We start from the raw sequence: 24136 nt of genomic DNA on the forward strand, positions 1-24136 counted from the left end.
ATAAACACCATGAAAAGGATTTTACCGGTCTGCGTACTGGCGCTATGGAGTGCGCTGAATTCGCAGTCAACGCTGGCGGCTGCCCAGGCCACAGTCACCCCCCCTTCGTATGTCGGCGACACAATGTCCCTGAACTTTCAGGAGGTCGAAGTGCGCGCAGTGCTTCAGCTACTGGCAGATTTCACGGGGTTCAATGTGGTGGTCAGCGACGCCGTACAGGGCAGCATTACCCTGAACCTGCAGGACGTACCGTGGGATCAGGCGCTGGACCTGGTGCTTAAAAGCAAGGACCTGGGCAAGCGCCTTGAGGGTAATGTGCTGTTGATCGCGCCCTCTGAAGACATCGCGGCTCGCGAGCGTCATGAGCTTGAGGCCCGCAATCAACTGGCCCGCCTTGCGCCTTTGCGTAGAGAGCTGGTGCAGGTCAATTACGCCAAGGCTGCAGATATTGCCAAATTGTTCCAGTCAGTGACCGGTGCTCAGCCCGACGTTGACGGGCAGGGCACCATCGCCGTGGATGAGCGCACCAATAACATCATTGCCTTTGAGTCTGGTGAGCGGCTGGAGGAGTTGCGCCGCCTCGTGGCTCAGCTGGATGTGCCGGTACGTCAGGTGATGATCGAAGCCCGAATTGTTGAGGCGGGTGTGGACTATGAGAAAAGCCTGGGGGTTCGCTGGGGTGGCACCCTGCGCAACGAAGGCCACTGGAGTGCGGGCGGTATTACCCGCGCGCCTGCATCAGGGGCAGTGCCCGGCGGTCTGAGTGCGCCCTTTGTGGACCTGGGTGTTTCGGGTAATACCTCAGGGCTGGGCATCGCCTTTATCACCAACAATGTGTTGTTGGACCTGGAGCTGGCAGCCATGGAAAAAACCGGCAACGGTGAAATCATCTCTCAGCCCAAAGTAGTTACCTCCGACAAGGAAACCGCCAAAATCCTCAAGGGCACCGAAATTCCCTATCAAGAGTCCAGCTCAAGCGGTGCCACATCGGTATCGTTCAAGGAGGCCTCGTTGTCCCTGGAGGTGACACCGCAAATAACCTCTGACAACAGCGTCATCATGGAGGTCGTCGTAACCAAGGACGAGCCCGATTACATGAACCGGGTCCATGATGTGCCGCCAATCAAGAAGAATGAGGTCCGGGCCAAGGTGCTGGTCAGGGACGGTGAAACCATCGTGATTGGGGGAGTGTTCTCAAATACTCAGAGCAAAGTAGTAGATAAAGTGCCATTTTTAGGAGATCTGCCGTATGTTGGCCGACTTTTCCGTAGAGACGTTGTCCTGGAAAAAAAATCCGAACTGCTGGTGTTCCTGACTCCGCGTATCATGAACAACCAGGCGATTGCTGTGAGTCATTGATTCTGTGAGAAATTTGATTCTTGTTGGGCCAATGGGGGCTGGAAAAAGCACCATCGGACGTTTGCTGGCCAAAGAGTTGCACCTGCCGTTCAAAGATTCCGATAAGGAAATTGAAGTGCGCACGGGTGCCAATATCCCGTGGATCTTCGACAAAGAAGGTGAGCCCGGCTTTCGCGACCGTGAAACGGCCATGATTGTCGAACTGTGTCATGAAAATGGCATCGTGCTGGCGACCGGTGGTGGTGCAGTCATGCGTGCGGAAAACCGCCAGGCGTTGCGCAATGGCGGACGAGTGGTTTACTTGCATGCTTCCATCGAGCAGCAGGTTGCGCGTACCTCACGTGACCGCAATCGGCCTTTGCTACGCAACGCAAACCCGGAAAAAATCCTGCGCGACTTGCTGGCCATTCGCGATCCTCTCTATAGGGAAATCGCTGATCTGGTGGTCGAAACCGATGAGCGGCCGCCTCGCATGGTGGTTCTGGATATTCTCGAGCGACTGGCGCAGCTTGCTCCTCGGTAAGACCGCTGTGCTGGACCATTAAAGTGCGGTACGAAATGCGCTATCCTCGGCGCCAGCAAAGGCTATCGGGTCGTGTCAGAAAAGAGGCGACCATCACTTGATAATTGCGAAGCAGGTCGCCGGTGACCTGTTTCAACGCGGGGATTCATGCAGACACTGAAGGTTGATCTAGGCGAGCGTAGCTACCCGATTCATATTGGCGAAGGTTTGTTGGATCAGCCGCAGTTGCTGGCCCCCCATATCGCGGGTCGCCAAGTGGCCATTGTGACCAATACAACGGTCGCCCCCCTCTATCTTGAGCGCCTGACGCGCAGCCTCGCGCAGTATTCGGTAGTGCCGATTGTCCTGCCCGATGGCGAATCATTCAAAAACTGGGAAACCCTGCAGCTGATTTTCAGCGGCCTGCTCACGGCTCGCCACGATCGGCGCACCACGGTGATTGCCCTGGGCGGTGGCGTGGTGGGTGACATGGCGGGTTTTGCCGCTGCCTGTTACCAGCGCGGTGTTGATTTCATCCAGGTGCCGACCACCTTGCTGTCCCAGGTCGATTCGTCGGTGGGCGGCAAAACCGGGATCAACCACCCGCTGGGCAAGAACATGATCGGTGCTTTTTATCAGCCCAATCTGGTGCTGATCGACACCCAGACCCTCAACACTCTCCCGGCCCGCGAATTGTCTGCAGGGCTGGCAGAAGTCATCAAGTACGGCCTGATTTGCGATGAGCCGTTCCTCACCTGGCTTGAGGACAACATGGACGCGTTGCGTGCGCTGGATCAGGTCGCCCTGACCGCTGCGATCCAGCGTTCGTGCGCCGCCAAGGCTGAAGTGGTGGGTGCCGATGAACGCGAAACGGGGGTACGTGCCACCCTCAACCTCGGTCACACCTTTGGCCATGCCATAGAAACTCATATGGGCTACGGCGTATGGTTACATGGTGAAGCGGTAGCCGCTGGCACCGTAATGGCTCTGGAAATGTCCGCCCGCCTGGGCTGGATCAGCCATGCAGAGCGTGATCGCGGCATTCGAATTTTTCAGCGCGCCGGTTTGCCAGTAGTGCCGCCCGGCGAAATGACGCCAGCCGACTTCATGCAGCACATGGCGGTTGACAAGAAAGTGATCGACGGCCGCATGCGGCTGGTGCTGTTGCGTCGTCTGGGCGAAGCCACAGTGACTGACGATTATCCACAAGAGGTTCTCCAAGCCACGCTGGGTGCGGATTACCGCGCGCTGGCTCAGCTTAAAGGTTAATAAGATCCCGATGACTAGTTTGCATGCCGACGAGGCGTTCCTCGGTCACTTCCAGCTCAACCACGACCCTTTTGCGCCACGGGTGCCGGGCTTCAAGTTTTTCCCTGCCCAGCGCAAGCCGGTGCTGGGGCAGTTGCATCACCTTGCCCGCTACAGCCAGTTGTTGCTGGTGGTTACCGGGCCTGAGGGCAGCGGTAAAACCTTGCTGCGCCAGGCGCTGGTCGCGAGCACCAACAAACAGTCTGTGCAGAGTGTGGTGGTTTCTGCGCGGGGTGCTGGCGATGCGGCTGGCATTCTGCACCAGGTGGCACAGACCCTGAATGTTGCACGCCCCGATGTCGGCTCCATTCTGGCGCAAGTCGTGCAATTGGCACTGACCGGACAAGAAGTCTACTTGTTGGTCGATGACGCCGAGCAGCTGGACGAGTCGGCACTGGAAGCATTGCTGGCGCTGGCTGCGGGAGCGCCGGAAGGCCGTCCGCATGTGTTCCTGTTCGGTGAGCCGTCAATGATTGCCGGGCTGGAGCAGTTGAGCCCGGATGAAGAACGTTTTCATGTCATCGAATTGCAGCCGTATACCCTCGATGAAACCCGTGAGTATCTGGCTCAGCGCCTCGAAGGTGCTGGGGCGGGAATCGAACTCTTTAGCGCTCAGCAGATCTCAGATATACACGAGAGCTCCGAAGGCTGGCCTGGCACTATCAACCAGGTCGCCCGCGATGCAATGATCGAAGCCATGATTGCCAGCCGCTCAGCGGTCAAGCGTCCAAGTATGGGGTTCAAGATGCCGAAGAAACACGTATTGGCCATTGGTGCAGTAGTGGTAGTGGCTGTCGCTGCTGCTGTATTGATTCCTGGCCGTGGCAAGGCGCCAGTCGCGCCGGGTGCCGAACAAACACAACTGGGGCAGGCCGCTCCAAATGGCGGCGCCAAGCCGTCTGTTGATTTCGCTGGCTCTTCGCAGCCGATGCCATTGCCGCTGGTGGGGCAATCCCAACCGGTGATGCGTGGTCCGTTGGCCGAAGCGGCCGGTGATATGCCTGAGGGCGACGATGGCGGTGTGCCTGCGGTCGACGGCGGTGTAGCTTCGCCGCCAACCGTCACCACCACAGCGCCACCGGTTGGCGTGCCGTCGGGCCCTGCGCCAGTGGCGACTCCGGCGCCAACCGTGGCGACGGCCAAGCCAGCGCCTGCCCCTGTCGCCAAGCCTGCTCCGGCCCCAGCCCCGGCAGCCAAGCCGGTGGTCAAGCCAGTCGAGAAGCCGGTCGTTGTTGCCAAGGCCGCACCGGGCGGCAGCTGGTACTCCAGCCAGCCAGCCAACAACTATGTGGTGCAGATCGTCGGCACCAGCTCTGAAGCGTCTGCGCAAAATGTCGCTAAAGAACTGGGCGGCGATGCTCGCTATTTCAAAAAGTCCTTGAACGGCAAGCCGCTGTACGTCGTCACCTACGGCAATTTCCCAAGCCATGCCGCAGCCACCGCGGCAATCAAGAACTTGCCAGCGAAGACACAGGCTGGTAAACCTTGGCCTCGCACTGTCGCCAGCGTCCAAAAAGAGCTGGCTACAGCTCGCTGATGATCCGGCGACCTTACCCAGGTCGCCGTTCTAGCACATCAAATTCCTGCTTGTGCATACGGGCTTATCAAGCCGTGTGCCTTGTGGTGTCTGCGCCGCGCAGCAGTCGACATCAAAAATGTTTTGACTAGCACGAGCAATCGCTTTAAACCTTTCATAAATGCGACACGAACTTACGGTTAATCGCCGTTAAATTTGTGGGCCTATGTGACGGTGTGTAGAATGACCACCCTTTTGCCCCTGCCAAGCTGGCGTACGTTCAGCGCGGGGAGCAAGTGGTTGAATTAAAAGAAATTTGCCCCTTTTTGGGGCAGCCTGGTGAGAAAGTGTCTATGAAAGCAGGTCTGTACCACCCCGATGAATTCAAGGATAACTGTGGTTTCGGCCTGATTGCCCATATGCAGGGCGAGCCTAGTCATACCCTCCTGCAAACCGCCATTGAAGCCCTGACCTGCATGACCCACCGCGGTGGGATCAACGCAGATGGCAAGACCGGTGACGGTTGTGGCCTGCTGATTCAAAAGCCTGACCTGTTCTTGCGTGCAACCGCCAAAGAACAGTTCGGCGCAGATTTGCCCAAGCAATACGCCGTCGGCATGGTGTTTTTCAACCAGGACCCGATCAAGGCTGAAGCGGCCCGCAACAACATGAACCGCGAAATCCTCGCGGCGGGCCTGCAATTGGTGGGCTGGCGCAAGGTGCCGATCGATACCAGCGTTCTGGGCCGTCTGGCATTGGAACGTTTGCCGCAGATCGAGCAAGTGTTCATCGCTGGCGAAAACCTGAGCGATCAGGACATGGCGATCAAACTGTTCAGCGCCCGTCGCCGTTCATCGGTGAGCAACGCCGCTGACACCGATCACTACATCTGCAGCTTTTCCCACAAGACCATCATTTATAAAGGCCTGATGATGCCGGCGGACCTCACCGCCTTCTATCCAGACCTGAGCGATGAACGCCTGCAAACCGCCATCTGCGTGTTCCACCAGCGTTTCTCCACCAACACCCTGCCGAAATGGCCGCTGGCCCAGCCATTCCGCTTTCTCGCCCACAACGGCGAGATCAACACCATCACTGGCAACCGCAACTGGGCGCAGGCCCGTCGCACCAAGTTCGCCAACGACCTGATCGGCGACCTCGACGAGCTCGGCCCGCTGGTTAACCGCGTGGGTTCTGACTCCTCGAGCATGGACAACATGCTGGAGCTGATGGTCACCGGCGGTATCGATCTGTTCCGTGGCGTGCGCATGCTGATTCCACCGGCGTGGCAGAACGTTGAAACCATGGACCCCGACCTGCGGGCGTTCTATGAGTACAACTCCATGCACATGGAACCGTGGGACGGTCCGGCTGGCGTAGTGATGACCGACGGTCGTTATGCTGTCTGCCTGCTCGACCGCAACGGTCTGCGCCCTGCGCGCTGGGTGACCACCACCAACGGCTATATCACCATCGCTTCTGAAATCGGCGTGTGGGACTACAAGCCAGAAGACGTGATCGCCAAAGGCCGTGTCGGTCCGGGCCAGATCCTGGCCGTGGACACCGAAACCGGTCAGGTGCTGGACACCGATTCCATCGACAACCGCTTGAAGTCGCGCCACCCGTACAAACAGTGGCTGCGCAAGAATGCCCTGCGCATTCAGGCGACCATGGAAGACAACGACCACGGTTCGGCGTTCTACGACGTTGATCAGCTCAAGCAATACATGAAGATGTACCAGGTGACGTTCGAAGAGCGCGACCAGGTGCTGCGTCCGTTGGGCGAGCAAGGCTACGAAGCCGTAGGCTCGATGGGTGACGACACGCCAATGGCCGTGCTGTCCCAGCGTGTTCGCACGCCGTACGACTACTTCCGCCAGCAGTTCGCGCAGGTGACTAACCCGCCGATCGACCCGCTGCGTGAAGCCATCGTCATGTCGCTGGAAATCTGCCTCGGTGCCGAGCGCAACATTTTCCAGGAATCCCCGGAGCACGCTTCCCGTGTGATCCTCAGTTCGCCCGTGATCTCGCCTGCCAAATGGCGTTCGCTGATGAACCTCGACCTGCCGGGCTTTGAGCGTCAGATCATCGACCTCAACTACGACGAGAGCGTGGGTCTTGAAGCGGCCGTGCGCAATATCGCCGATCAGGCAGAAGAAGCCGCGCGCGCCGGTCGTACTCAGATCGTTCTGAGTGACCGTCATATCGCACCGGGCAAGTTGCCGGTTCACGCCTCGTTGGCTGTGGGCGCCGTGCATCACCGCTTGACCGAAAAAGGCCTGCGCTGCGACAGCAATATCCTGGTTGAAACCGCTACTGCCCGTGACCCGCATCACTTTGCGGTGCTGATCGGCTTCGGTGCCTCGGCGGTCTATCCGTTCCTGGCTTACGAAGTGCTGGGTGACTTGATCCGTACCGGTGAAGTGCTGGGCGACCTCTATGAGGTGTTCAAGAACTACCGCAAGGGCATCACCAAAGGCTTGCTTAAAATCCTGTCGAAGATGGGTATCTCGACCATTGCTTCGTACCGCGGTGCGCAGTTGTTCGAAGCCATCGGCCTGTCCGAAGAAATCTGCGATCTGAGCTTCCGTGGCGTGCCAAGCCGCATCAAGGGCGCACGCTTCGTCGACCTTGAAGCCGAGCAAAAGCTGCTGGCAGCCGAGGCCTGGAGTGCGCGCAAGCCGATCCAGCAAGGCGGTCTGCTCAAGTACGTGCACGGTGGCGAATACCACGCCTACAACCCGGACGTGGTCGCTACCCTGCAAGCCGCTGTGCAGCAGGGTGACTACAGCAAGTTCAAGGAATACACCGCGCTGGTCGACAAGCGTCCGGTGTCGATGATCCGCGACCTGTTCCAGGTCAAGACCCTCGACACGCCGCTGGCCATCGACGACATCGAACCGCTGAACTCGATTCTCAAGCGTTTCGACTCGGCCGGTATCTCCCTGGGCGCCCTGTCACCAGAGGCCCACGAAGCCCTGGCTGAAGCCATGAACCGTTTGGGCGCACGCTCCAACTCCGGTGAAGGCGGCGAAGACCCGGCTCGTTACGGCACCATCAAAAGCTCCAAAATCAAGCAAGTGGCCACTGGCCGTTTCGGTGTGACCCCGGAATACCTGGTCAACGCCGAAGTGCTGCAAATCAAGGTTGCCCAAGGCGCCAAACCGGGCGAGGGCGGGCAACTGCCGGGCGGCAAGGTCAACGGCCTGATCGCCAAACTGCGCTACGCCGTACCGGGCGTCACCCTGATTTCGCCACCGCCGCACCACGACATCTATTCCATCGAAGATTTGTCGCAGTTGATCTTTGACTTGAAACAAGTCAATCCGAAAGCGCTGGTATCGGTGAAGCTGGTAGCAGAAGCAGGCGTAGGCACCATCGCCGCAGGCGTGGCCAAGGCCTATGCCGACCTGATCACCATCTCCGGCTATGACGGCGGCACCGGTGCATCACCGCTGACCTCCATCAAGTACGCGGGCGCTCCGTGGGAGCTGGGCCTGGCTGAAACCCACCAGACCCTGCGCGGCAACGACCTGCGCGGCAAAGTGCGGGTACAAACCGACGGCGGCCTGAAAACCGGTCTGGACGTGATCAAGGCTGCGATCCTGGGCGCTGAGAGTTTTGGCTTCGGTACTGCACCGATGATCGCACTGGGCTGCAAATACCTGCGTATTTGCCACCTCAACAACTGCGCCACCGGCGTTGCGACCCAAAACGAATCGCTGCGTAAAAATCACTACATCGGCACCGTCGACATGGTGGTCAACTTCTTCACCTACGTGGCCGAAGAAACCCGCGAGTGGCTGGCCAAGCTGGGTGTGCGCACCCTCGAAGAGCTGATCGGCCGTACCGACCTGCTGGAAATCCTGCAGGGCGAGACCGCCAAGCAGCACAACCTGGACCTCACGCCACTGTTGGGCAGCGATCACATTCCGGCGGACAAACCCCAGTTCTGCCAGGTCGACCGCAACCCTCCGTTCGACAAAGGCCTGCTGGCCGAGAAGATGGTCGAACTGGCCACTTCAGCGATCAACGACATGAGCGGTGCCGAGTTCGACCTCGACATCTGCAACTGCGACCGTTCGATCGGTGCCCGTATCTCGGGTGAAATTGCCCGTGCCCACGGCAACCAGGGCATGGCCAAAGCGCCGATCACCTTCCGCTTCAAAGGCACTGCAGGTCAGAGCTTTGGTGTGTGGAATGCCGGTGGTTTGCACATGTACCTGCAAGGCGATGCCAACGACTACGTGGGCAAAGGCATGACCGGCGGCAAGCTGGTGATAGTGCCGCCTGCAGGCAGCATCTACAAAACTCAGGACAGCGCCATTGTCGGCAACACCTGCCTGTATGGCGCAACCGGCGGCAAGCTGTTTGCTGCGGGTACGGCGGGCGAGCGTTTTGCAGTGCGCAACTCCGGTGCTCACACCGTGGTTGAAGGCACGGGCGATCACTGCTGCGAATACATGACCGGCGGTTTCGTCTGCGTACTGGGCAAAACCGGTTACAACTTCGGCTCGGGCATGACCGGCGGTTTCGCCTACGTGCTGGATCAGGACAACACCTTCGTCGACAAGGTTAACCACGAGCTGGTGGAAATCCAGCGGATCAGTGGTGAAGCGATGGAGGCCTACCGCAATCACCTGCAACACGTGCTGGACGAATACGTTGAGGAAACCAACAGCGAGTGGGGTCGCAACCTCTCGGAAAACCTCGATGATTACCTGCGTCGTTTCTGGATGGTCAAGCCCAAGGCTGCCAGCTTGAAATCGTTGCTTTCCAGCATCCGTGCCAACCCGCAGTGATATGCGCCTGAAAAGTTTGATGAGGTTTTAACCATGGCTGAACGTCTGAGTAACGACTTCCAGTTCATCGATGTCGGGCGCAAAGATCCGAAGAAGAAACTGTTACGTCAACGCAAAAAAGAGTTCGTGGAAATCTACGAACCCTTCAAACCCCAGCAGTCGGCCGAGCAGGCCCACCGCTGCCTGGGTTGCGGCAACCCTTACTGTGAATGGAAATGCCCTGTGCATAACTTCATTCCCAACTGGCTGAAGCTGGTGGCCGAGGGCAACATCCTCGCCGCCGCCGAACTGTCGCACCAGACCAACACCCTGCCCGAAGTCTGTGGCCGGGTGTGCCCGCAAGACCGCCTGTGCGAGGGTGCCTGCACCCTCAACGACGGTTTTGGCGCGGTGACCATCGGTTCGGTGGAGAAGTACATCACCGACACCGCGTTCGCCATGGGCTGGCGCCCGGACATGTCCAAGGTCGTCCCGACCGGCAAACGTGTGGCCATTATCGGCGCGGGTCCTGCGGGCCTGGGCTGTGCCGACGTGCTGGTACGTGGTGGTGTGACCCCGGTGGTCTTCGACAAGAATCCGGAAATCGGCGGCCTGCTGACCTTCGGTATCCCTGAGTTCAAGCTGGAAAAAACCGTACTGAGCCACCGTCGCGAAGTGTTCACCGGCATGGGTATCGAGTTCCGCCTCAATACCGAAATCGGCAAGGACATCAGCATGGAACAGCTGCTGGCCGAGTACGACGCCGTCTTCATGGGCATGGGCACCTACACCTACATGAAAGGTGGTTTTGCCGGTGAAGACCTGCCAGGCGTGCACGATGCACTCGACTTCCTGATCGCCAACGTCAACCGCAACCTGGGCTTTGAAAAGTCGCCGGAAGATTTCGTCGACATGAAAGGCAAAAAGATTGTGGTACTGGGTGGCGGCGACACGGCCATGGACTGCAACCGTACTTCGATTCGCCAGGGCGCCAAATCGGTGACCTGTGCGTATCGTCGTGACGAAGCCAACATGCCCGGCTCCCGTAAAGAAGTGAAGAACGCCAAGGAAGAAGGCGTGAAGTTCCTTTACAACCGTCAGCCGATTGCCATTGTTGGTGAAGGCAAGGTTGAAGGCGTGAAGGTGGTCGAGACCCGTCTCGGCGAGCCGGATGCCCGTGGCCGACGCAGCCCTGAGCCGATCCCGGGTTCTGAAGAGATCATCCCGGCAGACGCCGTGATCATCGCCTTTGGTTTCCGCCCAAGCCCGGCGTCATGGTTCGAGCAGTTCGACATCCAGACCGACAGCCAGGGCCGCGTGATTGCGCCCGAGCAGTCGAAATTCAAGCACCAGACCAGCCACCCGAAGATTTTTGCCGGTGGCGACATGGTGCGCGGCTCGGACCTGGTCGTGACCGCTATCTTCGAAGGCCGTACTGCGGCTGAAGGGATCATGGATTACCTGGGCGTGTAACCCGATCCCCTGTGGGAGCGGGCTTGCCCGCGATGGGATCAACTCGGTCTGCTGATCAATCGAGTTGTCTGTATCGCGAGCAAGCTCGCTCCCACAGTTGTTTCGCGGTGTTGCCAAATAAGACGTTAAACCGCGACAAATCGCCCCGATAGATAAAAGGCACGGCACTTGCCGTGCCTTTTGCGTCCGTCTCTGAGAAAATGCCCCCACTTTTTTTCCGGATGCTGACATGACTGTTCTCAAGAATGACCGTTTCCTTCGCGCTTTGCTCAAGCAACCCGTAGACGTAACGCCTGTCTGGATGATGCGTCAGGCCGGTCGCTACCTGCCGGAGTACCGTGCCAGCCGCGCCAAGGCCGGCGACTTCATGAGCCTGTGCAAGAACGCCGAATTCGCGTGTGAAGTCACCATGCAGCCTCTGGACCGTTTCCCGCAGCTGGATGCGGCCATCCTGTTCTCCGACATCCTGACCATCCCCGATGCGATGGGCCAGGGCCTGTACTTCGAGACCGGCGAAGGTCCCCGCTTCAAAAAAGTCGTCAGCACTCTGGCCGACATCGAAGCGTTGCCGATTCCCGACCCGCAAAAAGACCTCGGCTACGTGATGAACGCCGTCAGCACCATCCGCAAGGAACTGAATGGTCGCGTGCCCCTGATCGGCTTCTCCGGCAGCCCGTGGACTTTGGCCACCTACATGGTTGAAGGCGGCTCCTCCAAGGACTTCCGTAAAACCAAGGCCATGCTCTACGACACCCCGCAAGCCATGCACTTGCTGCTCGACAAGCTGGCGCAGTCGGTCACTTCTTACCTCAACGGGCAGATCCTGGCCGGTGCGCAAGCGGTGCAGATCTTCGATACCTGGGGCGGCAACCTGTCGTCTGCGGCGTACCAGGAGTTCTCCCTGGCCTATATGCGCAAAATCGTCAGCGGCCTGATCCGCGAGCACGAAGGCCGCAAAGTGCCGGTCATCCTGTTCACCAAGAACGGCGGTCTGTGGCTGGAAAGCATTGCCGATGCTGGCGCCGATGCGCTGGGTCTGGACTGGACCTGCGACCTGGGCGAAGCCCGCAAGCGAGTGGGCAACAAGGTTGCGCTGCAAGGCAACATGGACCCGACCGTGCTGTACGCAAACCCGGAAGCAATCCGCACCGAGGTCAAACGCATCCTGGCCAGCTACGGCAAGGGTTCGGGCCATGTATTCAACCTGGGTCACGGCATCACCCCGGAAGTGAAGCCGGAGCACGCCGGTGCTTTCATCAGCGCAGTGCACGAGTTCTCGGGGCAGTATCACGAGTAAGCTCGATTTTTAAAAAACCCTGGCGAATGCCGGGGTTTTTTTTGGCTGATATTTACATCAGTTATGGGTTGTGACTATGACAATGGCTATTGAATAACTAATTCATATTCCTACATCCTTGCAGGAAGTTTCCTACATACATATCTATACGCCTCCGTAAAATCCGAGCGCTATTGCTTTATTTGTTTTAGTAAAAAATATTACTTGGGGCGGCATGTTCACCATGCGAATGTCGCTTTTGGTGGGGGTTAAATATGTCTATATGTTTCTTTATTGAAGCCATGACTTAAGGGTCATCGTTTTCTGTGATGTTGCGTGCGTTGTTCGAATATGCAGTGCCAAAAATAGCAGTCGTAACGGCTGCCTAATAAAAACTAAGGAACTCTTATATGAAATTTGCACTATCTAAGTCTGGGGCTTTGATGGGGTGTGCATCTTCGCTGACTCTACTGGCTTCTCTGTTCGCGTCGCAACAGGCGGTTGCACATGGTTATATGAACGAGCCACCGTCACGCGCGTATGCCTGTCGCTTGGCCCTGAATACCAACTGTGGTCCAGCTGAATATGAGCCGCAAACAGTGGGTGAAGCCCCTAAAGGCTTCCCTGCCTTTGGACCTGCCGATGGCAAGATCCCGAGCGGTGGCAATGCCATGTTCTCGGCTCTGGATGCCCAGTCTGCAACCCGCTGGCATCTGAGCGAAATCAAGGACCGCAACATTGAATTCAGCTGGTTCTACACCGCTGCCCATAAAAGTACCAAGTGGGAATACTTCATCACCAAAACCGATTGGAACCCTAATCGGCCCCTCACCCGCGATGACTTTGATACGACCCCGTTTTGCAGCGTTGAAGGCGGCGGTGGCGTACCCATCGATGGCGCAGCGGGCGGCAATGGCCCGGCAGCCAAAAAACACGCCTGTGTGATTCCGGCAGACCGCACGGGTCAGCACGTGATTTTGGGAGCATGGACAGTAGACGACACTGCGGCAGCTTTCTACGACGTGGTGGATGTCAATATCACCGCTGAAGGGGCAGCGCCTGATGGCTGGACCAAAGTCGGGGCGTTGACGCCGACTCATTCATTGCTGCCAGGCGACACCGTCAAGGCTCGAGCCTTTACCGGCAGTGCGGAAAGTGCCGAATACAGCTTCTCGATCGGCATCGACTCCGTAACAGAAGGCTTGCCAGAAAACTGGTCCTACAAGTTGGCGCAAACCGTGAACGCGAGCAACAAGTCGGTACGTGCCGGTATTCGCAACGAAGAAGGCGTCATTGAGCCAATCAAAGGTGCCAATACTTTCTACGCCAAGGCCCAAAGCGGTGTCACCAACTACCAGTTGCTGACCCAGATGGTTCCAGATCCGGCCGCCTACATGCACGTGCATGACGTTGCCGCCGAGTACGTATTGGACAAAGGCAAAGCCGCTATTGGCTTGACCCTGATGACCAACAAAAACCTTACGGTTGAAGCGACGGTCTACAACGAAGCCAACAAACAAGTGGGCTACACCAAGCAAAACGTGAACGCGACCACTGCACCGTTGATCGTAGACGTCAGCAGCGCCCCGGGTGCTCACGCTTTGAAGCTGATTGCCAGCAGTGCAGATGGTCGTGAAAACTTCCAGGAGTTGAAAACATTGACCCTGACCGGCGAAGGTGGCGGTCAGCAGTACGATGCCATCTACCCTGAAGGTTTCAAGGCTTACAAGGCAGGTACCACTGTGTTGCAGCCAAAAAACGGCCAGGTGTACGAGTGCAAGCCGTGGCCTGCTTCGGGTTACTGCGCACAGTACTCGCCTACAGCCACTCAGTTTGAACCGGGTACCGGCTCGCACTGGAACATGGCATGGACTGAGAAGTAAGCAGTCCTGAACAACACCGGGCTGTTAATCATGAACAGCCCGGTTTGCTGGAAAGATCAGGGAATAAGCTTCGATGAAGACTATTAACTACTCGACATTGCAGAAAGTGCTCCATGGGGTCTCTGCAGTGTTGATTATTTGGTTGATGATGTCGGGTTTTTATATAGGGCTTGTCGCTGAGGCTGTCAGTTATAAGCAAGTTATTAGCGACATGAATGTTTCGTTAGGGCTGCTGCTGATACCCGTTTTTATACTCAGACTTTGTGTGTCATTTGGTCGAGGTTGTCCGGCTACAGTGGACGTTAATAATCTTGCGCCATGGCTGGCTTTTTTTATCCATACCCTGCTGTATCTGACGGTTTTAACGGTTCTGATTTCAGGTGTTTTGATGATGGACGTACCGATCAGTTTTTTTAATAGTGTGAGTTTCCCAGCGCCCATGGAAAACAGCCAATTGCATGAATTATTTGCCCTTATTCATACACAAGCCTGCGCAGTATTGGTCTTGTTGGTGAGTGTGCATGTGGCAGCGGTGATCAAGCACCACTGTGCAGGCCGACCCATCATCAAGCGCATGTTTTCGTGACGCACAATTAACTGCAGGGCCTGGCGGGACTGCAAAGGCACCCAGGTGAGGCGGTCTTGAACAGTTTTAAGCGCGTGATTATCCGTTATGGGGCATCAGCAATGAGCGGGGGGCTGCTGGTATTGCCTTTGGTCTATGGCAGTTATCTGGCATGGCAAGAACTGCAGTATCGCGCCGCCTTGGGCCCGGCCCGCGAGTTTGCTCCTGTCAGTGCGCCGGTTGTGCCTGCGGCCCAGCCTTTTAAAGCCCAAGCCATTGCCACGGTGATGGGCCTGAACACCCAGGCTGCCTGGGTGCCGAGCGCGGAAGCCTTGCAGTTGCGGGCCAGTTTTGTATCGACTCAAGGCCCGTCTCAAGCGCTGTTGGCCGGCGCACAAAGCAGCCGCTTCTACTCGGTGGGTGATCTTTTACCCGGTGGCAGCGTTTTGCGTCGTGTCGAGGTTGGCCATGTCGTGCTGTGGCGAAATGGTCGTGAAGAGCGCCTCACGCTCAAGCCCGCCAGTCGGCATGTGTTACCTGCATCAGCTACCGGCAGCCCCGATCCGCTAGCCACTTCAGTCCATCTGCGGCCCCTTGTTGGCCAACCATAGAGAAATGCCATGACCCCATTCAATACGTTAAGCATCGGCCAATTTTTGGCGTGCGGGGTCATGTCCTGCGCACTGCTGTTTCACACTTCGGCCACTGCCGCCGGGCAGTACTGGAAGTTGGCAATGAAGGATGCCGAGCTGCGTGATGTGGTGCAGGAAATGTCTGCGGTACTGGGCACGACCGTGGTGCTTGATCCTCGGGTGCAGGGGCGGATCACGGTGATCTCCGAGCAGGAACTGGATCGTGAAGGCGTGCGCCGGTTGTTCTACGCAGTGCTGGATGCGCAGGGGTTCTCCGTCATCGATCAAGGTGATCGTTTATTGATCATTCCAGTAGCCGAGGCCAAGGCCCAGGCAGGTAATACGGATACCCGATCTGCCCCGGCCCAGGCATTTGTGACCCGTGTGATCGAACTCAATGCCAGCGTTGCCGCCGACCTGGCAGGCCTGTTGCGGCCTCTGGTGTCGAACAATGGCTACGTGGGGCCTTCGGCCTCGACCAATGCGCTGGTCATCACCGACACCGTAGCCAATACCCGGCGTATTGCCGATATCGTGCGTCAGCTGGATGCCGGTACCCGTTATGGCCATTCCGTGGTCGAGCTTAAACATGGGCTGGCCAGTGACATCGCCAAGGTCATGGAGCAGTCACTGGATAAAAAAGCCACGGGCGCGAGCAGCCAGGTGATTGCAGACATGTCGGCCAATCGTCTGGTGATTTTGGGCGGTGAAGCCATGCGCAAGCGTTTAAGCGCGCTGGCCCGTTCGCTGGACACACCGGCCAACGCCCAGCAAGAAAACTCGCGTGTCATTCGTCTGCGTCACAGTGATGCCAAGCTGTTGGCCGAGGTGCTGCTGGCCGTGGGTCAAGGCATGAAGCAAGAGACCGCGCTGGCCGGTGCCAGCCAAAAAGCGTCGTCTCGTGAGGTGATGGTGGCGGCCGATCAAAGCCAGAACGCCTTGGTGCTGATGGCTGATCCCGCGCAGGTCAGGACCCTTGAAAGCATCGTGCGCCAACTCGATCAGCCTCGCTCACAGGTGTTGATCCACGCCGCCATTGTTGAAATTTCCGGGGATATTGTTGAAACCCTTGGCGTGCAATGGGGAGTGAACACCGGTGGTGCCACGGGCGGGATCAGCTTTCCCGGCACCAACATTCAGATCGGTGCCTTGTCCGCGAGCAATGCAAAACTGCCTGAAGGAGGCGTGTTGCAAGTGGGCGGCGATCGTTTCAATGCGCTGATCTCGGCCCTGGCCAGCGATACCAACAACAATGTGCTGTCCACGCCCAGCCTGCTGACGCTGGATAACCAGGAAGCCGAAATTCTGGTGGGGCAAAACGTACCGTTCAAAACCGGCTCCTACACGGGCTCCGGCGAGAACTCCAACAACCCCTTTACCACCGTGACCCGCCAGGACATCGGCATCAGCCTCAAGATCAAACCCCACATCAACGATGGCAGTTCGCTGCGCCTGGAAGTCGCCCAGGAAAACTCCGAGATTGCGCCTTCGTTGCAAGGCATCGACTCGACCGATTTGATCACCAACAAGCGCGCTTTAAAAAGCACCATCCTGGCTGAAGACGGCGAAATCATCGTGATTGGCGGGTTGATCAAAGACAGTGTGCGCACCCAAGTGAGTGGCGTGCCATTGCTGCGCAGCATTCCGTATCTGGGTGCGTTGTTTCGCTGGAACAAGGATCCCCACACCAAAACCAACCTGATGGTGTTTTTGCGCCCGACCATTGTGCGCAGCAAACAGGACCTGCGTGAGATCAGCGAAGCCCGCTACAACACCTTGCGCAACCTGAGCCAGCCCGCTGGCAAAGACAAAAACGCTCGGTTGTTGCCCAGCAAAGCGAATCAAATGTTCGACGCCAGGCTGCAAGATCCATCGGCGGTGGATCTGCGTCAGCCCAAAGCCCAGCGCCCATGACTCTGATACCCGCACGTTTGCCATTCAGCTTCGCCCGACGTTTCGGGGTGCTGCTGGACGCCTCTTCAATGCCGCCGATCCTGTTGGTTCGAGCAGACACCCCCTTGAGCGCACTGGCCGAAGTGCGGCGCTGGGCAGGCCATGAAGTGACCGTGTAGGTGATCGCGGATGCGCAATTCGGCGAGCGCCTGGCCAACAGCTACAGCGCCGGCCACAGTGCCGCCGAGCAGGTGGCCCAGGGGCTGGACGACGACCTTGACCTCATGAGCCTGGCCGAACAAGTGCCCCAGACCGCCGACCTGCTGGAGCAAGAAAATGATGCCCCGATCATTCGGCTGATCAACGCCTTGTTGCGCGAAGCCATGCGCGAGAAAGCCTCGGACGTACACCTTGAAACCTTCGAGCATTACCTGTCGGTGCGCATGCGTATCGACGGTCAACTGCGCGAAGTCCTCAGGCCCAAGCGCGAACTGGCCAACTTGCTGGTGTCACGGATCAAGGTCATGGCCCGGCTGGATATTGCTGAAAAGCGCGTGCCCCAGGATGGCCGCATCAGCCTGCGCCTGGCCGGGCATGAAGTGGATGTGCGGGTTTCGACCTTGCCCTCGGCCCACGGCGAGCGCGTGGTGATGCGTTTACTCGACAAGCAGGCCGGGCGCCTGGATCTCAAATGCCTGGGCATGCCCGCCGCCACCCTGAACCGGTTTGAGCAGATCCTGGCGCGTCCCCACGGGATCTTTTTGGTGACCGGCCCCACGGGCTCGGGCAAAACCACCAGCCTGTATGCCGCACTCAGCCATCTCAACCACCCCAACCGCAATATTCTGACGGTCGAAGACCCGGTGGAATATCACCTGCCGGGCATCGGCCAAACACCGGTCAACACCAAGGCCGACATGACGTTCGCCCGAGGCTTGCGGGCGATTTTGCGCCAGGACCCGGATGTGGTCATGGTGGGTGAAATCCGCGACCGCGAAACCGCAGAAATCGCCGTGCAAGCCTCCTTGACCGGGCACCTTGTGCTGTCGACCCTGCACACCAACAGCGCCATTGGCGCAGTGACCCGGCTGGTGGACATGGGGGTCGACGCCTACTTGCTGGCTTCGTCCCTGGTCGGGGTATTGGCCCAGCGCCTGCTGCGCACCCTGTGTCCCGACTGCAAAGTCCCGTACCCCGCCGATCCTCCAACCTGCACCCGGCTGGGACTTGACACCCAAGCCGCCCCGACCCTGTATCGCGCCCAGGGTTGCAGCCACTGTCAGCAAGGCTACCGTGGGCGCACCGGCATCTACGAACTGGTCAGCATCACTCCGGCCCTGGCTGATTTGATCCATCAGGGTGCCAGCGAACCGGACTTGGCACGGGAGGCGCGCCAACGTTCCCCCAGCCTGTTTCAAGACGGTCAGCGATTGGTGCTTGAAGGCCTGACCAGCCTCGATGAACTGCTGCGCGTCACCCAGGCGGACTGAGCATGCCAGCCTTTGACTATCAGGCGCAGGACGCCAATGGACGCACCTGCCGAGGCCAGCAAGAGGCCGACAGCGCTCGCCATGCACGCCAGATACTGCGTGAGCGGGGCTTGCGCATCACCCGTTTGAGCGGGGCTAAAAAAAGCCGCCCTGGCGGTCGGCATGGGCAGGCGGGTACGCGGCTTGGGGTCACTGACCTGGCCTTGCTCACACGCCAATTGGCGACCCTGATTCATGCCGGTTTGCCACTGGAAGAAGCCTTGTCCGCAGTGACCGCGCAAAGTGATAAAACGGCGGTGAGCAACGTCTTGGCCGCCGTGCGCAACCGTGTCACGGAAGGTCATGCATTGGCCACGGCGCTGTCGGCATTCCCGCGTGCATTCCCGGAGCTGTTTCGGGCAACGGTCGCCGCCGGTGAGCGCAGCGGCCATCTGGGCCATGTGCTGGAGCAACTGGCCGACTACACCGAAGCCCGCCAGGCCTCGCGCCAGAAAATTCAGCTGGCATTGGTCTATCCAATGATCCTGATGTTCGCCTCGGTGGCCATCGTCGGCTTTTTGCTCGGCTATGTGGTGCCCGACGTGGTCAAAATATTTATCAACAGCGGCCAGCCTCTGCCCCCGTTGACCCAGGCCATGATCGCCATGAGCAACGGTTTGCGCCGCTACGGCTGGCTCCTGCTGATGCTCCTGATGGCGGGGACAGGCGCTGCCCGCTGGGCCTTGCGTCAACCCCGGCTGAAGCTGCGCTGGCATGTACTGCAACTCAACCTGCCGCTGGTGGGCCCGGTGCTGCGTGCGATGGAAGCCGCACGCTTTGCCAGCACCCTGGCGATTTTGGGCAAGAGCGCCGTGCCGTTGGTAGATGCCCTGGAAATCTCGGCCACGGTGATTGCCAACCTGGCCATTCGCCAACGCATGCTGGATGTCGCCCGTTCCGTACGTGAAGGCGGCACCCTGGCCCGAGGGCTGGAGCGCAGTGGCGATATCCCCCCGATGATGCTGCACCTGATCGCCAGCGGCGAACGCGCCGGTGAGCTGGACAGCATGCTGGCGCGCGCCGCCGAGCAACAGGAAAAAAACCTCGCGGCGCGCATCGCGCTGGTGGTGAGCTTGTTTGAACCGATCATGTTGGTGCTGATGGGCGGCGTGGTTTTACTGATCGTCATGGCCATCCTGTTGCCCATTCTTAGTCTTAATCAACTGGTGAATTGACTGATGACACTCCCTGCCAAATCCTCTGCTAAATCCTCTCAACGCGGCTTCACCCTGATTGAAATTATGGTGGTCGTGGTGATTATCGGCGTACTCGGCGCCATCGTGGTTCCGCAATTCATGAGCCGTCCGGACCAGGCCAAAGTGACCGCTGCGCGCACCGATATTCAGGCGATCGCCACCGCCCTGGAAATGTACCGTCTTGATACCTTCAACTACCCCTCCACCCAGCAGGGTCTGGAAGCCCTGACCAAACAGCCCTCTGGCAGCCCGGTGGTGAAAAACTGGAACCCCCAGGGGTATCTGAAAAGCATGCCGCTGGACCCTTGGGGCACGCCTTATCAATACCTGAATCCGGGCACTCACTCGGCGGGTTATGACCTGTTTTCCTTTGGCTCCGACGGGGTGCCTGGCGGTGAAGGGTATGCCGCCGATATCGGCAACTGGAGCAACTGAGGCATGCGTCGAGCGGCGGCCGGTTTCACCCTGATCGAGCTGATGGTGGTCATGGTGTTGATCGGCGTGCTCGTTTCGATGGTGCATATCAGCCTTGGCGACAACAACGCCCGCAATGCGCGTCAGGAGGCAGACGTGTTACTTGGCCTGATCCACGGCTTGCGCGAAAAGGCCGTGCTTGAGGGGCAGGAATATGGTCTGCGGCTGGAGCCCGGGGCCTACCAACTGATGCGCTTTGAAGGTGAGCAGTGGCAGGCAGTCGAACCACGGGTGTTGTTGCCTGTGGGGCTGGTACTGGCGCTGACGCTGGATGGTCAGGATCAGCCACTGACAGCGGGTTCGGTCACGCCGCAGTTGTTGTGGTTGAGCAGCGATGAAAACACGGCATTTGAACTGCACCTCGACAGCCCGCCGCAGCGCTGGCGCAGCATCGTTAGCGATGGCCTGGCTGATGCCGTGATTGACGTACCCGAGTCCCGATATGAAAGCTGAAAAAGGCTTCACCTTGCTGGAAATCATGATTGCACTCGCCGTGTTCGCCACGCTGGCGGCGGCGCTCATGTCTGCCAGCCAGTATGTGCTGGGGCAAAGTGCGCGGGTTGAGGCCCGGCTGTTGGGCGCCTGGTTGGCCGACAACCACCTCAGCGAATTGCAGCTGCAAACCCCGCCACCGGCGCCGGGGCAAAAAGCCCTTCACCTGAGCTATGCACAACGCGACTGGCGCGTGAGCCAACGCATCGTGTCCGAGCCTGGCACGGGTTTGCTGCGGGTTGAGCTCAGCGTCAGCCCGGCGGGCAGCGAACAGACTGTGCAATCGGTGACCCACTGGATCGGCGCCACACATGACTAAGCCACAGGCGGGTTTTACGTTGCTCGAACTGGTGATCGCCATCGCGATTTTTGCGTTGCTGGGCATAGGCTGCTGGCGCTTGTTTGACGCCATCGTGCGCGCCGAGCGCAGCAGCAGTGCTCACGAACAATCCCTCCGCAGCTTGCAGCGAGCCGTTGCGATGATCGAGCGCGATGTGTTGCAGGTCCAGACCTCGGCCAGGCAGCCGGGCTTCAGGGTATTGCCCAATGAACTCACCCTGCGCCGAGGCAATTGGCGCAACCCGCTGGGCCAGCCGCGCAGCGAGCTTCAAGACATCAGCTATCAACTCGAAAACGGTGTGCTCTGGCGCTACAGCCAAGGTGTGGATTTACCCGTGCTGCAAAAACAAAAACTGCTTGGCGATGTGCGTGACATGAGCTGGCGCTTATACGACGAACACACCGGTTGGCGCAGCGATTGGCCCACCGGCAAGGCGGCCCCCAAGACAGCGCCCAAAGCCCTGGAAGTCCAGTTTTCGGTCGGGCGCTTTGAGCGAGTTCGCCGCGTGCTGTTACTGCCGGAGGGGGAGTAATGCGCAAAGCCCAGCAAGGTATCGCGTTACTCACCGTTTTGCTGGTCATGAGCCTGGCGCTGTTGATCACCGCGGGCATGCTGCGCAGCCATCGACTGGCCTTGCACAGCAGCGCTCAACAACTTCACCAACTGCAATTGCGCCAGTTGAGCATTGCCGGAGAAACCTGGGGGCGTCAGCGCTTGCGCGATGTGCTGGTCGATCCAAAAGCAGTCGTGGCTGCGGGGCAAGGCTGGGCCACGGGGACTCCGGCACTGGACAGCGAAAATGCCCGGATTGAGGTACACATCGAAGATTTGGCCGGGCGCTTTGACATGACTGCCTTGCTCGGCAAAGCGCCCGTCGATGAAGTGATCGCGCAACGCTGGTTGCGCCTGCAAACCCTGCGTGAAGTCACCCCCGTACCCGCCAGTACTCTCCAGGGGCTGAGCCTGAGCGATATCAGCCAATTGCGTCAGGTACCCGGTGTCGACGCCCGGTGGTTGACGCGCATGCAGCCCTGGCTCGCGTTGTTGGGCAAAGGCGGGCTGCTGAACATCAACACCGCGCCTGCCACGCTGCTGGCGACCCTTGAGGGCGTGACGCCAGACATGGCGCGCAGGCTGGTGGCCGAGCGCCCGCTGCAAGGCTACGCCAGCGTGCAGGACTTTACCTTTGTACCCGCGCTGATCGGGCTTGGGGTCCAAAGCCAGGGCCTGGGGATTGGCAGCCGCTGGTTTCGGATCACCACCGAGGTGCGACTGGGGCAAAGCCGTTTGCGCCTTGAAAGCGATGTAGCGCGAAATCTTGAAACCGGGAAGTGGCACCTCCTGCAGCGGCGCTTTTTAGCGCCCCAACACAGCGAATCCTCTTGATGAACAGTTGGCTTTATCTCACGGTCGAAGGCTTTGCCCACAGTGCTGATCCAGACTTCGAGCACGCCCGCGTAATCGTCTGGCGCGACGGCGCCCCCCTTGAAAACACCTCACTGAGCGCGGCTGCGGCCGGACTGAAAGACCATGAGGTGAGATTGATCCTGCCGATGGAGATGTGCACCTGGCTATTGACGGAGCCTTGGCCCGGCAGGCGTCGGCCCAGCGTGCAAGCACTGGCCTTCGCCGTGGAAGATCAACTGGCGGGGGACCTTGATGAGCTGCACATCGCCGTCGGCCCGGCGGATGCCCAGCAGCGCTATCCATTGCTGATTACCCATAAACAACGCTTTCAGGGGTTATTGGCACACCTGCATGAGCGTGGGTTGAACATTGTCAGCGTGCAGGCGGACGCCGACGTGTTACCCCACGATCAGGCCTGCATGGCCTGGTGGGATGGGCGCTGGATTATTGGGGGGGCGTTGGAGGCCAGGCTGGCGTTGACAGAGCAGGCGCTGGCGGCTGTAAAAAGCGCTTTGCCCACACAACTGACTGAGCGGGACTTCGATTGCAATGCTCCCCCCAAAGGCGCTATCGACCTGTTGCAAGGCGAGCTTCGTCCCCTGATCAAGGGTTTGCCGTGGCGGCGAGTCGGTGCCGGGTTTTTGATCATATTTGCCCTGGCCTTGGGCTTCACCCATTGGCGCAGCAGTTTTCTGGAAGGTGAAGCGGCGCGCTTGCAGGCCCTGAGTGAGCAGCGCTTCAAGACCCTCTACCCCGAGCAAACCCGTATTGTTGACCTGTCCGCGCAACTCAGGGCACTGCAACAACAAGCGGCTGCCCCGCACAGTGGTCATATGGCGCGGCTGGTGCAACTGACTGAACAGGTGATAGGTGCCAGCAGTGTTGAAGTGCAACAGATGGAATGGCGCACGGATGTCGGCTGGGTACTCACTATCACCGCCGCCAGCTTCGCCGAGCTTGAATACCTGCGTACGCGGGGTGTGCAGAACGCACTGCCCGTCATCCTGGGCACTGCCAGCCAGCAGGGCAGCCGGGTGCAGGCATTACTCACCCTGAAGGACGTTATATGAAAGCGCATCTGCGTGAGCGCTGGCAGCACTTGTCGCGTCGAGATCGTCAACTGTGTGGCGGGCTGGCGGTGTTTTTGCTGGTTGTATTCTGTGCCTATGGGCTTTGGTTGCCGGCCCAGCAGAGGTTGGTGGCGGCTCAAGGGCTGTACCTTAAGAACGTGGCACTCGCGGATGAAGTCCAGCGGGCCAGGCCAGCGTCAGCCGCGCAGGATTCTGGTCAGCCATTAGCCGCGCGCTTGAGCGAAAGTGCTGCGAGTTCGGGGTTGAATGTCGAGCAGTTCGAGCTGGACGCCGGTGTTGTACGCATCACCCTGAGCGGGGATGCGGTTGCGGTGCTGGGCTGGCTCAACCGCATCGAGCAACAGGGCGCCCGCTTCGAAAGTCTGAGCCTGGAGAAGCGCGACAGCAGCCTCCAGGCCCGGCTGCAGATCAACAACTGA

General features: G+C 59.0%; 19 protein-coding genes and 1 pseudogene. All 20 read left to right on the plus strand.

Annotation, left to right across the window (positions count from 1 at the left end; translation table 11 throughout):
• The first annotated feature begins 9 nt into the window (after positions 1 to 9).
• The 20 genes and pseudogenes from AC19YQ_RS05650 to AC19YQ_RS05745 all read left to right on the plus strand — a co-directional run bounded on the left by AC19YQ_RS05650 (position 10) and on the right by AC19YQ_RS05745 (position 24136).
• Entirely contained in the window at positions 10 to 1359 is a 1350-nt protein-coding gene (locus AC19YQ_RS05650) for a type IV pilus secretin PilQ (protein ID WP_500594747.1), read from the plus strand.
• A gap of 4 nt (positions 1360 to 1363) precedes the next feature.
• A complete protein-coding gene (gene aroK, locus AC19YQ_RS05655; protein ID WP_133076751.1) occupies positions 1364 to 1882 on the plus strand; it encodes a shikimate kinase AroK in 519 nt (172 codons plus the stop codon).
• Between the two features lie 147 nt (positions 1883 to 2029).
• Positions 2030 to 3130 (plus strand): 3-dehydroquinate synthase, encoded by a 1101-nt coding sequence (gene aroB / locus AC19YQ_RS05660; RefSeq protein ID WP_339474916.1) that lies wholly within the window; start codon positions 2030 to 2032, stop codon positions 3128 to 3130.
• Between the two features lie 10 nt (positions 3131 to 3140).
• Positions 3141 to 4706, plus strand: coding sequence for an AAA family ATPase (locus AC19YQ_RS05665; RefSeq protein ID WP_219262182.1), 1566 nt, complete (start codon positions 3141 to 3143; stop codon positions 4704 to 4706).
• 332 nt (positions 4707 to 5038) lie between these two features.
• Positions 5039 to 9487 (plus strand): glutamate synthase large subunit, encoded by a 4449-nt coding sequence (gltB, locus tag AC19YQ_RS05670; RefSeq protein ID WP_500594748.1) that lies wholly within the window; start codon positions 5039 to 5041, stop codon positions 9485 to 9487.
• 33 nt (positions 9488 to 9520) lie between these two features.
• Positions 9521 to 10939: an FAD-dependent oxidoreductase gene (locus AC19YQ_RS05675; RefSeq protein WP_133076747.1), complete on the plus strand. Its 1419-nt coding sequence runs from the start codon at positions 9521 to 9523 to the stop codon at positions 10937 to 10939.
• Positions 10940 to 11168: 229 nt separating this feature from the next.
• The gene (gene hemE / locus AC19YQ_RS05680; protein WP_133076746.1) at positions 11169 to 12236 is read left to right on the plus strand and encodes a uroporphyrinogen decarboxylase; all 1068 of its coding nucleotides are present in this window, start codon (positions 11169 to 11171) and stop codon (positions 12234 to 12236) included.
• A gap of 389 nt (positions 12237 to 12625) precedes the next feature.
• On the plus strand, positions 12626 to 14098 hold the full coding sequence (gene gbpA, locus AC19YQ_RS05685; protein ID WP_339474909.1) for an N-acetylglucosamine-binding protein GbpA: 1473 nt from the start codon (positions 12626 to 12628) through the stop codon (positions 14096 to 14098).
• A gap of 73 nt (positions 14099 to 14171) precedes the next feature.
• Positions 14172 to 14684, plus strand: coding sequence for a cytochrome b (locus AC19YQ_RS05690; RefSeq protein WP_500594749.1), 513 nt, complete (start codon positions 14172 to 14174; stop codon positions 14682 to 14684).
• 56 nt (positions 14685 to 14740) lie between these two features.
• Positions 14741 to 15274 carry a type II secretion system protein N gene (locus AC19YQ_RS05695; protein ID WP_500594750.1) on the plus strand — a complete coding sequence of 178 codons (534 nt, stop codon included), beginning with the start codon at positions 14741 to 14743 and terminating at the stop codon, positions 15272 to 15274.
• A gap of 9 nt (positions 15275 to 15283) precedes the next feature.
• Positions 15284 to 17209: a type II secretion system secretin GspD gene (gene gspD / locus AC19YQ_RS05700; RefSeq protein WP_500594751.1), complete on the plus strand. Its 1926-nt coding sequence runs from the start codon at positions 15284 to 15286 to the stop codon at positions 17207 to 17209.
• Positions 17206 to 18678: pseudogene (gene gspE, locus AC19YQ_RS05705) on the plus strand (type II secretion system ATPase GspE). The gene gspD and the pseudogene gspE overlap by 4 nt, the downstream one beginning before the upstream one ends.
• Positions 18679 to 18680: 2 nt before the next feature.
• Positions 18681 to 19892, plus strand: a complete 1212-nt coding sequence (gene gspF / locus AC19YQ_RS05710; protein WP_500594752.1) for a type II secretion system inner membrane protein GspF — start codon at positions 18681 to 18683, stop codon at positions 19890 to 19892.
• Between the two features lie 3 nt (positions 19893 to 19895).
• The gene (gene gspG, locus AC19YQ_RS05715) at positions 19896 to 20348 is read left to right on the plus strand and encodes a type II secretion system major pseudopilin GspG (RefSeq protein ID WP_500594753.1); all 453 of its coding nucleotides are present in this window, start codon (positions 19896 to 19898) and stop codon (positions 20346 to 20348) included.
• Positions 20349 to 20351: 3 nt separating this feature from the next.
• Positions 20352 to 20840: a type II secretion system minor pseudopilin GspH gene (gspH, locus tag AC19YQ_RS05720; RefSeq protein WP_500594754.1), complete on the plus strand. Its 489-nt coding sequence runs from the start codon at positions 20352 to 20354 to the stop codon at positions 20838 to 20840.
• Positions 20830 to 21198: a type II secretion system minor pseudopilin GspI gene (gspI, locus tag AC19YQ_RS05725; protein ID WP_500594755.1), complete on the plus strand. Its 369-nt coding sequence runs from the start codon at positions 20830 to 20832 to the stop codon at positions 21196 to 21198. Before gspH ends, gspI begins: the two co-directional genes overlap by 11 nt.
• The gene (gene gspJ, locus AC19YQ_RS05730; RefSeq protein WP_326427536.1) at positions 21191 to 21751 is read left to right on the plus strand and encodes a type II secretion system minor pseudopilin GspJ; all 561 of its coding nucleotides are present in this window, start codon (positions 21191 to 21193) and stop codon (positions 21749 to 21751) included. The genes gspI and gspJ overlap by 8 nt, the downstream gene beginning before the upstream one ends.
• Positions 21751 to 22605 (plus strand): type II secretion system protein GspK, encoded by an 855-nt coding sequence (locus AC19YQ_RS05735; RefSeq protein WP_500594756.1) that lies wholly within the window; start codon positions 21751 to 21753, stop codon positions 22603 to 22605. Before gspJ ends, AC19YQ_RS05735 begins: the two co-directional genes overlap by 1 nt.
• On the plus strand, positions 22605 to 23696 hold the full coding sequence (gene gspL, locus AC19YQ_RS05740) for a type II secretion system protein GspL (protein WP_500594757.1): 1092 nt from the start codon (positions 22605 to 22607) through the stop codon (positions 23694 to 23696). The genes AC19YQ_RS05735 and gspL overlap by 1 nt, the downstream gene beginning before the upstream one ends.
• Positions 23693 to 24136, plus strand: coding sequence for a type II secretion system protein M (locus AC19YQ_RS05745; protein WP_500594758.1), 444 nt, complete (start codon positions 23693 to 23695; stop codon positions 24134 to 24136). The genes gspL and AC19YQ_RS05745 overlap by 4 nt, the downstream gene beginning before the upstream one ends.

It is taken from the genome of Pseudomonas sp. MF06569, assembly GCF_059862735.1.